The organism is Psychrobacter sp. 5A.1, assembly GCF_030407455.1.
Lineage (GTDB): Bacteria > Pseudomonadota > Gammaproteobacteria > Pseudomonadales > Moraxellaceae > Psychrobacter.
Genome location: NZ_JASDDJ010000038.1, coordinates 1 through 13,692, shown reverse-complemented (window position 1 = coordinate 13,692; position 13,692 = coordinate 1). Strand labels below are relative to the sequence as shown.

11 protein-coding genes are annotated in these 13,692 nt (G+C 42.6%); 1 reads left to right on the top strand and 10 read right to left on the bottom strand.

Annotated features, from left to right (window positions below; genetic code table 11):
- Positions 1-417: 417 nt before the first annotated feature.
- The 9 genes from QL982_RS09405 to QL982_RS09365 all read right to left on the bottom strand — a co-directional run bounded on the left by QL982_RS09405 (position 418) and on the right by QL982_RS09365 (position 11,799).
- Positions 418-2,001: a Fic family protein gene (locus tag QL982_RS09405; RefSeq protein ID WP_087945737.1), complete on the bottom strand. Its 1,584-nt coding sequence runs from the start codon at positions 1,999-2,001 to the stop codon at positions 418-420.
- 306 nt (positions 2,002-2,307) lie between these two features.
- The gene (locus tag QL982_RS09400) at positions 2,308-2,901 is read right to left on the bottom strand and encodes a recombinase family protein (protein WP_011959997.1); all 594 of its coding nucleotides are present in this window, start codon (positions 2,899-2,901) and stop codon (positions 2,308-2,310) included.
- 548 nt (positions 2,902-3,449) lie between these two features.
- A complete protein-coding gene (locus QL982_RS09395; RefSeq protein WP_087813587.1) occupies positions 3,450-3,812 on the bottom strand; it encodes a DUF3817 domain-containing protein in 363 nt (120 codons plus the stop codon).
- A 245-nt stretch (positions 3,813-4,057) separates the two neighbouring features.
- The gene (lspA, locus tag QL982_RS09390; protein WP_045448075.1) at positions 4,058-4,765 is read right to left on the bottom strand and encodes a signal peptidase II; all 708 of its coding nucleotides are present in this window, start codon (positions 4,763-4,765) and stop codon (positions 4,058-4,060) included.
- A gap of 141 nt (positions 4,766-4,906) precedes the next feature.
- Entirely contained in the window at positions 4,907-6,187 is a 1,281-nt protein-coding gene (gene ccmI / locus QL982_RS09385) for a c-type cytochrome biogenesis protein CcmI (protein ID WP_045448072.1), read from the bottom strand.
- Positions 6,184-6,753, bottom strand: coding sequence for a cytochrome c-type biogenesis protein (locus QL982_RS09380; RefSeq protein ID WP_045448069.1), 570 nt, complete (start codon positions 6,751-6,753; stop codon positions 6,184-6,186). The genes ccmI and QL982_RS09380 overlap by 4 nt, the downstream gene beginning before the upstream one ends.
- Positions 6,750-7,406, bottom strand: a complete 657-nt coding sequence (locus tag QL982_RS09375; protein WP_173240336.1) for a DsbE family thiol:disulfide interchange protein — start codon at positions 7,404-7,406, stop codon at positions 6,750-6,752. The genes QL982_RS09380 and QL982_RS09375 overlap by 4 nt, the downstream gene beginning before the upstream one ends.
- Before the next feature lie 6 nt (positions 7,407-7,412).
- Positions 7,413-9,461 (bottom strand): heme lyase CcmF/NrfE family subunit, encoded by a 2,049-nt coding sequence (locus QL982_RS09370; protein WP_087813586.1) that lies wholly within the window; start codon positions 9,459-9,461, stop codon positions 7,413-7,415.
- A 121-nt stretch (positions 9,462-9,582) separates the two neighbouring features.
- A complete protein-coding gene (locus tag QL982_RS09365) occupies positions 9,583-11,799 on the bottom strand; it encodes a heavy metal translocating P-type ATPase (RefSeq protein ID WP_011513680.1) in 2,217 nt (738 codons plus the stop codon).
- Between the two features lie 142 nt (positions 11,800-11,941).
- Here QL982_RS09365 and cadR point away from each other — a divergent pair, with 142 nt between their 5' ends.
- A complete protein-coding gene (gene cadR, locus QL982_RS09360) occupies positions 11,942-12,352 on the top strand; it encodes a Cd(II)/Pb(II)-responsive transcriptional regulator (protein ID WP_011513679.1) in 411 nt (136 codons plus the stop codon).
- A 148-nt stretch (positions 12,353-12,500) separates the two neighbouring features.
- On the opposite strand, the gene QL982_RS09355 is transcribed toward cadR, so the two are convergent.
- Complete coding sequence (locus QL982_RS09355; protein ID WP_011513678.1) at positions 12,501-13,223, bottom strand: CHAP domain-containing protein; 723 nt, start codon at positions 13,221-13,223, stop codon at positions 12,501-12,503.
- Between the last annotated feature and the right edge of the window lie 469 nt (positions 13,224-13,692).

The following is a 13,692-nucleotide window of genomic DNA, read 5'->3' as shown; positions in this document are numbered from 1 at the left end:
TGGTAAACTTACTTTAGCAACTTTGGACTTCTTTTTTTATCTTTTTTTTGAGCGCTTATCCCGAACTGGGGTTATCATAACTAAAGAAGCGAAGTAATACTCAAATACTCAAATACTCAAATACTCAAATACTCAAATACTCAAATACTCAAATACTCAAATACTCAAATACTCAAAATCATTTTGACTATCTGTATCAAGGCTTGTCAAATTACAATGGTCTGTTATCAGCAGTTCCTTTTATACAGTCTGTTTTAAGTAGTTTATTAGCGTAAATAGGGTCAAGAAAAATATTGATTACGTTTTAGGCTATGGTATTTCAGCCGAATCTCTTATAGCCGAATCATCATCGCAACGATGATATTTATACCAGATTGATTATCAAAGTAGGCTTCCCTGCGTATAGCAGGGTTTCCCCTACCTATTCAAATCATCTGTCTCATCTTTAAAGGTTTCTACAACGACAGCAAAAATGTCATCCCAAACTGCCTCATTTGCCAAAAACGGATAATCCTTAAGTAGCTTATTACTTTTAGCACCTTTATTTTGTAGCATGCTGCGAATGATTCTATCGGCATAGCTGTTGGGCATCTCAATAATCTCTTTTATCGCCAGTCGTGCATGGTCATGTTGTCTTAGGTACTGTGACTCGTTATGCATCTCTTTTTCAATAACATGCGCAATCAGTCCTGATAAGTACTGAACATGAGGCGTCAGGTCCATAAAGCGCCATGCCGGTTGAATAAGGTGACTGTCTTCAAAATTTAAGTTTGAGCGAATACCATCAGGGTAAGTAATCGCTTGTTTATCAAAGCTGTAATGATCACGGATTTGCTTCATAAGGGGCACAGAGACACGGTCTAAGATTTTATCATAGGCATGACGGTCTGAGGGATGCTCAGCAATGGCTTGTGATATAGGTAGGATAATCGGCTCATGAATGACTTGGTCTCGTCTAAGGACATCATTAATTAAAAAGCGATGTACGCGGCCATTGCCATCCGCTAATGGATGAATATACACAAAGGCAAAGGAGACAACAGCACTACGCATCAGTGCTGATTGTCCCTCAGTCTTCTCCATAAATACCTGTAATCCTGCTAGCTTATTAGCAATGTCATCAGCAGGTGGCGCGATATAATGCACAATTTCTTTAAAGCCATTCACCTGGGTATGCGACACAAAAACTGGAGATTGACGGACGCCATACTGCTGGATGACCGTTTTGCTACCAAGTATCTCTTGTTGCAACTCTGCTAGCGACTCAGGATCAAGCGGAATATCGCCCTTGCCGGTACGCCGTGCCATCACATCGGCGAAACGTTCAATACGTTTTAACTCTTTCCCTTCACCTTCTATAGTAAAACTGGCTTTACTCTCTCGTAATGTCATCCATACGGAGGCACGCATCAGTAAGTCTTGCCCAAATTCATCGTTCAGCTTGTCAACCATTGTGGCAATATCGAGTGCAGCGGCTTGCGTAAACAACTCTGTTTTCACCAATTGAGGACAGAAATGACGGGTTCCTGCAAGATTGTCATTGATACGCCAACGAGCATTCTTTATGACATGCGCAGGGCTTGAAGTAACCTGCTTCTTAGCATCTAGAGCATCCACATAGTTACCGCCTAAATTACTCGGTACTGCTAACTGCTGACCCATGAGCCATTCATACAAGAAAGCCATTCTACGGGCATAGCTGCCTGTGGGCTCAGCGTTTACCCATGCTTGTACGTCATTAGCCCCTATCTGCTCAAACAGACGAGCCAGTAACTCCAAATTCAGTACTTCATGACGCATGTGAAACTGTAAGTGCGCAATGATCGTGTCCAGTGGACGCGCGGTTTCCTGATAAGCATTATGGATGACATCACCGTCTTTATAGGTTTGCCTGCGCCCACCGATACTACTGCTGACATATAAAGGCGAAACCAGCTCGATGCTGGCATAACGGATAAGCCATGCTGCGCCAATAGGGTCTGAAGTAGGGGTATTCATCATGAGGGGCTCAAGCGATTATAGATAAGCCATTTTGCAGAAAAGCGATTATGAATGCAATATAATGATTATAATGAAGCCTCATTGCATTAAATCGATTTTTATATGACGCTGTGATGTCTTTAGATAAAGATCGAAGGGCGTTTTAAGTGGGCATAATTGAACGAAATTGAATGATGAAAATACACCGTTCTTAACACAGCTACGTAGTAATAGAGTACCTATTTCTGCAAATAAAGCCTTCTTGCCTCGCGTGTAAAGCCTTATATATCAGCTGTTTATGAACAAAAATAAAATAAAATACCTCAGCTATGAGCCTGGCTTTAACACCCGGTAAACAGTAGCTACGCCAACACCAACTGCCTTAGCGATTTCCTCTTTTGTCATATTGCCTTGACTGTCTAATTCTCTAATACGATTGTGTTTCGTTGTATTAGGCTTCTTACCGGAGGGCTTATAGCCACTGTTAGCCAATCCCTGCTTGATACGCTCTCTACGCTTGTCGTTATCAAGCTTTGCCATCGTTGCTAATAAGTCGATCAGCATATGGTTAATCACTGTTAGGATCTCACCTGTCATGCCATTATTAACTGTATGCGTCGTTGGTAGATCAGCCACCACCAATCGCAAGCCTTTGTCTTTGATACGCTGCTTTAGAATTGCAAAATCATCTTGAGATAATCGGCTTAATCTATCCACGCTTTCAACCAGTAGAATATCGCCTTGCTCAGCGTCCTTTAGCAGCTTGGCTAATAATGGTCTATCGAGCTTTGTACCACTGAAATGCTCGACGTACTCAACATGGTTATCATCATAACTTGTACTGAAAGCCACCAAATCAGCCAATGCTCTGGTAGCGTCTTGATCCTTAGTGCTGGCTCTCACATAAATACGAACAGTCATAACCCACCTCTATTATTTAGACTTAATAATTAGTGCTCATTGATAATAACAAGATATTACTATCATTTAATAATATAAAAAAGTCTAATGATAGATAGATTATCATTTAAAGGTTTTATGTTTTGGGTATAGGCTAATGATAGGAAAAAAGCACAGCAGCCAGTCTTATAATTCAAAAGTCTGTTATAGATGGTTCCATGCTAACAGTCTGCTTTAAGTAGTCTGTTAATAGGTTTGAAAGGTAAAATAACTGGTTTCCTTGGGGTATACCCTACGATAACAGGAAATCCATCGCGGATGACAAAACCTGTTTAGCTTTTAAACAAGACGGGTTTGTCGATAGTATGTAAGATAAGTTGGAAAAGTAACTAGAGTGTAAGACTATTCATACTGGGTCTGAATCAAAGTTTTATTGTGATTAATTTCTGCTCAATATTATTCATTTGTCGCCATGATGAGTGATGGCGGCTTGTAATTTAGTTAGGAAAAATAATCTTGAGTAATAATATACGTTTGTATCATTTGTATCATTTGTAGCAGAGCTTGTTCTAGGCTTCTTTACTTACACTTTTCTGTAAGTTATTTTTTAGTAAATGATCGAATATAAATGGGCCAAAAGGTAAGAGTGAGCCGAGTACGCCCGCAGGTATTGCCCAAAGAGGCATTTTCATTTTGATAGCTGAGCCTATAAGTATTATGATATAGGTAATAAACAAAATACCGTGTGCCATACCGATGTATTTCACACCTTCTGGAATATCCAGCATATATTTTAGTGGCATGGCGATGAAGAGCAATAATAAGAAAGAGGTGCCTTCTAGGTAGCCTATAAGGGTAAGACTTTTTAACGCGGTCTCTTGTTTTTTTCTAAGGCTGTGAATTTTTTCAATAGTTGGCTGAGCCTGTGACACTATATTTTCCTTTTGTTATTATCAATAAAGAATTTATGGATTATTCAATGTCTCTATAATAATGGCTCTACGCAGAGCTTTTAAGTATTGGGTTTTAAGACCTAAAATGAGTGAGTACCTATACCAGTCATACATTACCTTCCAGTTCACATTTTATAAACATACTCAAGTATAAAAAGTATTTTTCCGTATAGAGTGACTACGACGCTAGTTCATTTTGTTTGTGATAATCGGCATCAATGTGCTTATTTATTACGCTTACTTTCTAAAAATATCATGTCAATTATAATCAATGCGACACCGACACAGACACCTATATCTGCAACATTGAAAATAGGATAATTCCAGACATCAGCATAATGCACATGGATAAAGTCAACCACTTTACCAATTCTTAAACGATCGATTAAGTTGCCAATCGCACCACCGAGCATTAAGGCTAACCCCATGGACAATAGCTTGGCTGCACGTGGCGCTTTGATTAAATAAACCGTTAAAAAGATAGCCATTACAAAAGCTAAGCCTGAGAAAAACCATTTCTGCCAACCGCCAGCGTCGGCTAAAAAGCTAAATGCTGCCCCATAGTTATAAGCGAGTGTCCAGTTGAGAAATGGTTCAATGACCGGTACGGGGTCATTGAACGCTAATTTGGTTTGGGCCAACCACTTAGTCCATTGATCAAGTATTAATACCATTATCGCCAACAAATACCAGATAAAAGCGCGACTGCCATTGGCAACCATTTTTGGCATTTTATTCAACTTACCTTTAGGTGTTATCGAGTTGCCTGAGGTTACGTACATAGCTTTAGGCGTATGATTCATGGTTTTAGAGTCAATTGATTGATGAGTACTACTCACAGCTATAGGTACTTTATTGTCAGCAATATTAGTACTAGCCGATTCAACGCTATTCAATTTAGTACTATCTAATCTGTCGGTAGATTCAGTCATAGTTGTTTTCTTTATCTGTGTTTATACAATGAACAATGTTAAACGTATATGTTTTTAGTATACGACTATTAATAGCGCCACTTTTAAAAACGGCTCCACTTACCGCTCTGGTATTATGAAACTTACGGTAATAATTTTTTATTAGGGAATCTGTTGATTGATTTCAATATTAACCTGAGTCTGTTCAGCACTAATCACTATCGGATTACCCGATAAGTCGCCTGACTCTGCTATGGCATTACCGCTATGACTAATACGAGCAACGACTGCTAACTGAGTTTTGTCACTACGAGCTGAATTTAACGTGCGATCTGGCATCATCGCATCAAGATTGCTTAAGCGGATACTGGCCTCACCTTGCTCAATAACACTAATGGGTAAACGTTTGGCGGCAAACGGTGGACCTCCTTTAACGTCACGTATCGCAACAAACAACACATCATCAGCTTTCACTAACGGTAATAAATTAGCGTTAATTTTCACTGTCACGTCAATACCTTCTAGCGCTTGCTTTTCTTGCGTGCTAACGTAGTTGCTTAACTCATCTAAGCTTGCTAAAGCTTTAGTATGATCACCTGGTTTGGCCACAATGCTGCCTTGTAAGCGTTTAATCCAACCTTGCGCTTGGGCAAAGTTACTACTACGAGTCTCACCCATTGCCATGAGCATTTGAGCCCGTTCATGCTGCGGATTCTTAGCTAATATAGCTTGTAATACACGGCGAATATTGGCGTCTAACTGACCTTCATTAACGAAAAAGCTAGTCTGAGCATAAGTGGTGGCGATTTCTTCATTTTCAGGAGCTAAACGATAGGCACGAGATAAGGCTTCCAGCGCAGAATCAGTTGCCTCCATAGATAAGAAAAGCTCGGATAGGCGCATCCAGCGATTAGGATCATCAGCATTACGATGAACATTGGTTTGCATGGCGCTAATCAGTTGACGACCATCTTCAAACGCCCATGATGGCGGCTTGTCAATTTTAGCTGTCAATAGGTCGTCAGCCACTTGTCCTACTTTGTCCTCAGCTGTCCACAAATCAAACACGGGCGTACGATTGCCTATTAGTAAATACGCCATTGCAGCCAATATTGGGATCCAAGCTGCGACAATTAAACGGCTTTTGACATCAGGGGTGACCATAGGTGTTATCTGACGCTGCGCATCTAATAGCTGACGCTCAAGCTCCAGCTTTTGATTTTGATAATGGCTATTATTAATAGTACCGCTGTCTTTATCTGTTTGTAGCTCAGCTAAACGTTCGCGAAATACTGCAACATTAATATCTAGCAGTTGATTGTCTATTGGTTTGGACTGCAAACGCGGTGCTCGTAGCCATGGCATAATAGCAATCAGCGCAAATATAAGAGCAATCAGCAAGCTTAGAGTTACAAATAAGCCAAAAGTAGAAAATAGAGTCATTTTTTGTCCTCTAGGCTAGTAATGTCGTGGTCGACACTCTCAGCTTGCGATAATAGACGATCAAGCTCAGCCTTTTCCGTAGAGGTCAAGGCAGCAGTACTGTTCACTGTGACGCCGCTTTGACCACGGGCAACAACTTGGCGACGCTTACTTTGCCAAAACCAACCAATAATTAAGACGAGCAATAATAGTGGTGGAAAAAACCATAGGATCCATGTTGATGGTCGCATAGGCGGCTTGTAGCTAATAAAGTCACCGTAGCGCTCTTGCATATAGACGCGTATTTCAGCATCACTACGTCTATCTTTAATTAAATCATAGACTTTTTGCTTTAGATCCTGTGCAATCGGTGCATCAGAGGCTGCAAGGTTTTGATTTTGGCATTTTGGGCAGCGAAACTCTTCTATTAATCCACGATACTGAGCTTCTTGCTGTGGTGAGTCAAAATCGTATACGTCAATAGCTGCGTTTGCCGTCATGTTAAGCAGACACGCTAGTATTAAGCTTGCTAGTTTTAAAACTATATTGGGTTTTAGTTGAGGAGCTCTTATTCGAATAACGTTCATTTGCACATCTCCTCAACCTGAATGAGATCAGGACTATCGTTGTTCTTATTAGCCTCATTAAGTACGGTCAGGCACGGCTTAACACGCTGTTGCCAATTGGCTTCATTAACCTCACCAACAATATGCTGACGAATGATGCCATCTCCATCCACAACAAAGGTTTCGGGCGCACCAGTTATGCCTAAGTCTAGAGCAAACTGACCCAATGAATCCTGAATAGACATAGAAAATGGATCACCGCCTCGGTTTAAGTAACTGAGCGCATTACCAATCTCATCCTTATAATTCACACCAACGATATCAACGCCGCGCTCTTCTAGTTGCATTAAAAACGGATGCTCAATAACGCAAGTTGGGCACCATGAGCCCCAAACATTAAGTAAAAACGGCTTATCCGGCAAATTATCATTGGTGATAGTACGGGTAGTATCTGCTAATAACGGCAGCTCAAAGGTAGGAACCGGACGCTCAAGAGCGGTATTGGTCACAATGTCTGTTGGTTTACCTAAGCGCATGTACAATATAACTACCAAACCAAAAAAGAGGATAAGCGGAATTAAGAACCATAGCTTCGTCTGCTTTTTTTTCATTGTCTTTGGGTTACGCTGCTTACTGTTTTGGCTATCTTTTTGCTCAGGAGTATTATTCGACATAGTCATTTATTTCTCCTTTAGTGTCGACATCGTCGATGCTGAGATTGCCTGTTCAATAGCTACCTCATTGACTCCATCAGTAGCCAGATCACCAGTAACTAGCAATGGAGCTTTAACTTTTTTGATGCGGTATCGTTTATCAAGCATGCTAATTAATCCACCTAGAGCCATGATAATTGCCCCTAACCAAATCCAGCGAATTAATGGTTTTACATAAATCCTTAATGCCCATTGGTTACTACCATCGGCAATAGGTTCGCCCAGTGCGACATAAACATCGCGCATAAGATTGGGGTCAATAGCGGCCTCAGTTGTTGGCATAGTGCTGATAATATACGTACGTTTTTCAGGATATAGCGTTGCCACTTCTTGGCCATTCTTAGTCACTACAACCTCAGCTTGCGTTGCATCAAAGTTACTCCCCTTTATTTCAAAAAATTCAGTTACTTCAAAATCGTAACCTTGAACATTGACTGTATCGCCAATACCCATTGCTACGTCACGCTCAATACTCAAGCTACTAGTAAAGGCTATGCCAATGACAGCAACCAATACGCCAATATGAGCAGTCTGTTGACCCCAATAGCTCAGACGCAGCTGACGCAGACCTTTAAAGAAATTAGGGGCGTTCTTGGTTTTGTCTCTAAAGTCAACGATCATCCATAGCAGTACCCAAAAGCTCACCGCTAAAGTCACGCCAATATTGAACATAGCAGATGGACTGGTAAAGTAGGCGATAATAGCAGCCAATACGATACTACTAGCGGCAATGGCGATACCCACCCCTAGTAACGGACGCTTATCTTGTTTCCAGCGAATATTAGAGCCCATACCCATAGCGATTAACAACAGCCATGTCAAAGGCACAAACAGCGCATTGAAGTATGGAGGCCCTACAGATACCTGACCGAGACTAAAGGCATCAGCGATAATAGGATAAAGTGTACCGAGCAATACCACGAGCGTTGCAATCAAGATAATAGCGTTATTAATGACTAAGAAAGACTCGCGCGAAACCAGCTGATACTGACTCTCAACCGTCAAACGCCAACCGCGAACGGCAAACATTAATAGACCACTACCGATGATAATGCCAAGAATAGCTAAGATGACCAAACCACGCGTCGGATCAGCGGCAAACGAATGCACTGAGGTAAGGACTCCAGAGCGTACCAGGAACGTGCCAAGCAAGCTTAAGGCAAAAGCGAAAATAGCCAGCATGATGGTCCATGCTTTAAACACCCCGCGCTTTTCAGTGACTGCTAATGAATGCAGCAATGCTAAGCCGACAAGCCAAGGCATAAACGAGGCGTTCTCTACCGGATCCCAAAACCACCAACCGCCCCAGCCAAGCTCGTAGTAGGCCCACCACGAGCCCAGTGCAATACCAATGGTCAAAAATCCCCAAGCCGCGAGCGCCCATGGACGTGACCAGCGTGTCCAAGCAGCATCTAAACGCCCTTCCCACAATGCCGCCATACAAAATGCAAAAGGCACTACCATACCCACATAGCCCATATATAACATGGGCGGATGAATAATCAGACCGAAATCTTGTAGGACAGGATTTAAATCAGCGCCATCGACCGCTAGATTGGGTAAGGTACGCTCAAACGGTGACGAGGTAAATATCAGCATTGTTAGCATCATTAACTGTACACCGGCCAAAATAACTAATACCCGCGCACGCATTGATAACGGCAAGCCGCGACTAAAGTATGATACCAGTGCACACCATGTGGCCATGATGGTCATCCATAGCAGCAAAGAGCCCTCGTGTCCGCCCCATGTCGCCGATAATTTATAGTACCAAGGCAACAGCGTATTGGAATGCTGCGCGACGTAACTGAGGCTAAAATCATTATAATAAAAACCTGCTATCAAAGCGCCAAATGACGTTATCATGGCGGCAAACTGTGCCCAAGCTAAGCTAGGGGCTAGTCGTTGCCAAGCAACTTGGTTACGAATAACACCAATAGTTGGCAGAATTACCTGCAATAACGCCAATACAAAAGCGGTAAGCAAGGCAAAATAGCCCAATTCTGTAATCAACATACGGTCTAACCTTATTTACTCTAATGCGGTTGCAGTTTACTGTAGCGGTGGAATTTTTATTATTAGAACCCACCCCCGAAATCTGCTGCTATCTCTAGTTTTTAATTGATTTCGAAGGGTTTTATTTAACTACTTTAGGCGGAGTTACCAGTGGAGGCGCGCCTTTAAAGCGCAGTAAACGTAACGCATTGAGAGTAACGAGCACTGTTGCTCCAGCATCAGCTAGAACCGCAATCCATAGTCCAGTAATGCCGAATACGGTCGTGATCAGAAAGACGCCTTTGAGACCTAAAGCGAAAATGACGTTCTGATGAATGTTGCGCATGGTGGCACGCGAAAGTGCAATCAGATGGGCCATGTCTGTAACACGACTTTTTAATAATGCGATATCGGCCGTCTCAATGGCCACATCGGTACCACCACCCATCGCGATGCCAACATCAGCGGTTGCTAGTGCTGGCGCATCGTTAATACCATCACCCACCATCGCTATTTTGCTGTTATTCTTCATCTCGTTAAGCAAGCGCAGTTTGTCCTCAGGCAACAGCTCAGCTTCCCATTCCACGTCTAAATTACTGGCAAGTGCTTGAGCGGTTAAGCGGTTGTCGCCTGTTAGCATGACGGAGCGCACACCCATCGCTTTAAGTTGAGCCACACCTTCATGAGCGTCGTCTCGTAACTCGTCTCTTAGTGCGACCAATCCAAGCACTTCTCGACTTTGCTCATCGAAAAGAACTGAGACGGTCTTGCCCTCATTTTGCAGCGCCTCGATTTGTGCCTGTTGCTCGGCTGAAATTGATGCCTCATCTGCGGCATAAACAGGCGAACCGATAGCTAGCGCGCGCCCAGCGATAGTTGCGTGTACCGCTTTACCCGCAGTAGCAGAAGCTTTAGAAGCCACAGGTATGACAACTTTGGCGGCTTTGGCATGACTGACAATAGCTTCAGCAAGCGGGTGACTAGAACCTGTCTCCACACTGGCAAAGAGCGCCAATACCTTATCTTTACCTTGAGAACCCTGATCCTGAGAATCCTGACCTTGAACACTTGAATACTCTTGTGTAATGTCAACAACATCGGTCACGCGTGGTTTACCTTCAGTTAAAGTGCCTGTCTTGTCAAAAGCGACTGTCTTCACTTGGCCGATGGTTTCTAAAGCACTACCGCCCTTGATCAGCAAGCCGCGGCGCGCACCGACCGCTAGACCAGAGGCGATAGCAGCTGGTGTTGAGAGCACAAGAGCACAAGGACAAGCGATCAATAATAAGGCTAGACCTCGATATAACCAAGTTGACCAATCTCCGCCCATGGTTAACGGTGGGACGATGATAATTAGGGCGGCAATAGCCATCACAGCCGGTGTATAGTAACGACTGAATTTCTCAATAAAACGGGCAGTGGGTGCTTTGGAAGCTTGCGCTTGCTCTACCAAATCAATAATGCGCGAAATAGTGTTATCGGCGGCTGTCTTTTCTACGCGCACTTGGAGCACACCATCGATGTTAATTGACCCTGCAAATACATTGTCACCCATCGTCTTGGCAACAGGAACAGACTCTCCCGTCACGGGCGAATCATCAAGGCTGGACGCACCTTGAACAATGGAACCATCAGCAGATACCCTATCTCCAGGACGCACCAGCACAAGGTCATTCACTTGTAGTGAAGTCGCTGGAACGTTACGCTGCCCACCTTGAGCATCAAGTAAAATCGCACTTTTCGGAACCAGCGATGATAAGGCTCTGATGCCAGCGCGAGCGCGATCAGCAGCGATACTCTCAAACAGTTCACCGATTGAGAACAAAAAGACAACCGCTGCGGCCTCTTCAGCTTCACCAATGATAAGTGCGCCAAGCACGGCGACGGACATCAGCGTTTCAATTGAAAAGAATGAACCTGTTTTAGCCAGTGCTAAGGCTTTGCGTGCAAATGGAAAAACGCCTACAATCACAGCGATGGCAAACACCCATATCCCATAAGCGGGGAACAGTAGTGACAGTGCATAAGCGCTGCCCATCAAAATACCGAGACCAACAACCTGTTTGCCTTTTTGAGTTTGCCACCACCGCTTATCCTGCGGAGCCATCTGATTGTCGCTGTCAATATCAATAGCCGATACAGTTTGTTGACCAGTATTGGCAGATATACCGAACCCTAGGCTTTTGATGGTTTTTTCAATATCACTAGCCTGAGTCGGCGCATCAGGGGCCAAGCTTAGCTCTAGCGTTTCTGTAGCAAAATTTAGCTCAACATCAGAAACCCCAGGCATACGTTTCAAAGCTGTTTCAATCTTGCCGATGCAACTGGCACAGTCCATACCTTCAATATGATATTTCATAATAATTTACCCTTTGAATAATGGTATTATGAACCCTCTAGTGGCTTTAGAGTCAAGGTTGTCTATCTACAGTTTTGTAAATTTAATTTCTCTAGCGCCAGTCTTTACAGCCACTTTAATTATTTAAATCATAGAGGTTATTATGACAATCAAAATTGGTGAGCTCGCTAAACGCACAGGTGCCACAGTGGAAACCATTCGCTATTACGAAAAGGAGCACTTATTACCTGAGCCTTCTCGCAGCGCAGGGAATTATCGTTTATATAATGAAGAGCACATTGAGCGTCTACAATTTATCCTACACTGCCGTACGCTTGACATGGCTCTAGACGAAGTACGAATCTTACTTGAGTTTTGGGAGGAACCTGATAAAGACTGTGGTGATGTGAGCTCCTTACTAGATAAGCAAATTTATGCTGTAGAAATACGAATGGAAGAACTGATGCACTTAAAGCAGCACTTGACTGTTTTGCGCCAGAAATGTGCAAGTAGTGCACCAGCGGTATCATGTGGGATATTAAAGGCTCTTGCCGATAATTCTTGTCATGAGTAATGATATTAGTAGTGTTCATTTCTGACTGATCAAATCATGAAAGGTTAAATACACCCTGATGTTAAGCACAAAAAAACCCAGCAATGATATTAAGATCACTACTGGGGTTGGAGGAAATAATAACTATGTTGTGCTGACTTATCAGGTCTTATTTATCATTCATAGCAAGGTAGATATTTCGATCTGATGCGGATGCGTCATCCACGTATTTTGAATCACGCCATGTGGTATAAGCATAGACACCACTGTATGGGCTGATGCTGTTCTGACGGAAATCAGAAATCCAGTTTTCGCCATCAAAGATTTGGATATGGCCATGTGGACGCTTTGATGAGCGATCATAGACAATAACATCACCTACTTGGGTTGGCATATCATTACTGATTTTGCTAAAACCTGCTTTATCAAGCGTGCCACGAGTGGCGTACTGATAGGCTGAAGGATTGGGGGTGAACTCATAACCTGCTGATTGTAGTGCTTTACGTACGTAACGGGCACAGTATCCAGAGCTACCAGATAGAGCCACTCGTGAAGCACGAGCAGCAGCGATAGCGGGGGCTGAATTGCTATCAGGAACTGTATTGACTTGCTGCTGTTGTTTTTCAGCGTATAAGCGGCTGTTTAATGATGAAAGCCGACTCTCTTTTTGCTTAGCCTGCGCACTTAGGTTGCTAATAGCTTGACTGATTTCGTCATTACTAGAAACATAAGCACCACTGCTAGTGCTATAGATGTTTTTTGATGAACCGTAGTTTGATGCCACAGAAGTATTGGTGATGGTATTATTTGTTTGAGAGATTGTGATAGCAGCACCACTCGTTTGTGCTATGCCCATACCCAGTACTGACAAAATCAATAAAGCCTGTTTCATAAATCTAATACCTACGGTTAATTCAAAATGGTCTGTTATCAACAACAGCGCAGTCAATTAAATTTCAACAACTCAAGTATATATACGTCATAGTGACTGATACTTCTGCTGCATATTATTCATATAAAAAATGATTATTGGCGATCACAGCATCATTGAAGTCTTACGAAGCTGTTGCAAATCAAGCTGCTGGCCAAAACACAAAGCCGACTTTAGCATAGGCTGTTTAGCCTGTCATCACCCTTAAAAACCCCAAAAATACTTTTTTGATGTTGAAAAAATTGCTAATATTCCACATTTTACAATGTAAGTTTGTGTAACATATACAGAATATAGCTGACTAAATTGACAACAATTTCTACTGTTTTATAAGCAAAAAAACGTCTGAGGGTTAAATCTAAATTACAGATTTAACCCTCAGACGTTTTTTTATTGGATGAAGTAATTACCCTATATAGGGTCTAACTAA

Excerpts from the sequence above, each read along its gene's own strand:
- QL982_RS09405 (WP_087945737.1), bottom strand. The coding sequence starts at position 2,001 with ATGATGAATACCCCTACTTCAGACCCTATTGGCGCAGCATGGCTTATC.
- QL982_RS09400 (WP_011959997.1), bottom strand. The coding sequence starts at position 2,901 with ATGACTGTTCGTATTTATGTGAGAGCCAGCACTAAGGATCAAGACGCT.
- lspA (WP_045448075.1), bottom strand. The coding sequence starts at position 4,765 with ATGACTGAATCTACCGACAGATTAGATAGTACTAAATTGAATAGCGTT.
- ccmI (WP_045448072.1), bottom strand. The coding sequence starts at position 6,187 with ATGACTCTATTTTCTACTTTTGGCTTATTTGTAACTCTAAGCTTGCTG.
- QL982_RS09380 (WP_045448069.1), bottom strand. The coding sequence starts at position 6,753 with ATGAACGTTATTCGAATAAGAGCTCCTCAACTAAAACCCAATATAGTT.
- QL982_RS09375 (WP_173240336.1), bottom strand. The coding sequence starts at position 7,406 with ATGTCGAATAATACTCCTGAGCAAAAAGATAGCCAAAACAGTAAGCAG.
- QL982_RS09370 (WP_087813586.1), bottom strand. The coding sequence starts at position 9,461 with ATGTTGATTACAGAATTGGGCTATTTTGCCTTGCTTACCGCTTTTGTA.
- QL982_RS09365 (WP_011513680.1), bottom strand. The coding sequence starts at position 11,799 with ATGAAATATCATATTGAAGGTATGGACTGTGCCAGTTGCATCGGCAAG.
- cadR (WP_011513679.1), top strand. The coding sequence starts at position 11,942 with ATGACAATCAAAATTGGTGAGCTCGCTAAACGCACAGGTGCCACAGTG.
- QL982_RS09355 (WP_011513678.1), bottom strand. The coding sequence starts at position 13,223 with ATGAAACAGGCTTTATTGATTTTGTCAGTACTGGGTATGGGCATAGCA.